Raw genomic sequence first — 894 nt, forward strand, 5'->3', positions numbered from 1 at the left:
GGCCGGCCCTCAGCATCGCCTGGGCCGGCCAACGGCCGGCGCTACCGTGCTTCAAACCTCCCCATCCAATTCCGGGTAGTACCGGAAGATTCCATTGGTGTTGAACGCCAAGCGCCGCTCGGACGCCAGGTAGGCGGCCACATTCGGCCGCCGCTGCACGCGGTCGTGCAGTGCATGCAGCAACGGCAACTCACCGCGCAGTGCCTGCATGCGGCGCGGGAACATATAGGTCAGCCCGCTGACCAGCTGGAACAGCGAAAGATCCACATATGAATGTTCGCGCAGGGGATGCAGGCCGCCGTTGGCCTCCAGCACCTGTTCGAACCAGCCCAGGAACTTCGGCATCCGTTCGCCGCGCATCGACGTTGCGCGCGCCTTGGCGGCATCCTTCTGGTCTTCGTAGTACTTCGAACTGGCAATCGGATGATGGGTGTCGTGGATCTCCGCCACGAAGTCGACAATGGTCATCTGCAGCTGAAGCGCCTGGAGGCGGCGTGAGGCCGCTTCGGGCACCAGGTTCAGTTCCGGCCCCAGGTAATGCAGGATGGCCGCGACCTGGGCGATCACCTGCCGGCCGGTGACCAGGAATGGCGGCGCGAACGGCTGCAGACCTTCATGCGCACCTTCAAGAAACGGGGTGATCGCTTCGTCACCGTGCTCGCGCGCCATGTCGGTGTAGGAGGCACCGGCGTCTTCCAGCGCCAGGCGCACGAACTCGCCACGCCCCTGAATGCCGGTCCAGTAGTACAGCTCGTAGTGCATGGGGGATCTCCTCAGGATCAGCCACCAGCATCGCCAGCGATGCAGAAAGCCGCCGTGATCGGGATGTCCCGTCCGCGTAGAGCCGGGCTTGCCCGGCTGCTCTGCCGCGGACCAAGGCAGCCGGGCAAGCCC

Annotated in this window: 1 protein-coding gene; it reads right to left on the reverse strand. The window is 65.1% G+C overall.

Annotated elements, in window-relative coordinates:
• Positions 1-51 precede the first annotated feature (51 nt).
• Positions 52-762 (reverse strand): glutathione S-transferase, encoded by a 711-nt coding sequence (locus QMX83_RS21530; protein WP_282298660.1) that lies wholly within the window; start codon positions 760-762, stop codon positions 52-54.
• Positions 763-894: the final 132 nt, after the last annotated feature.

The sequence above is a fragment of the Stenotrophomonas sp. PS02289 genome, from assembly GCF_029960115.1.
Classification (GTDB): Bacteria; Pseudomonadota; Gammaproteobacteria; order Xanthomonadales; family Xanthomonadaceae; genus Stenotrophomonas.

Bases quoted from the DNA above. Each gene is read 5' to 3' on its own strand.
- QMX83_RS21530 (WP_282298660.1), bottom strand. From the start codon at position 762: ATGCACTACGAGCTGTACTACTGGACCGGCATTCAGGGGCGTGGCGAG.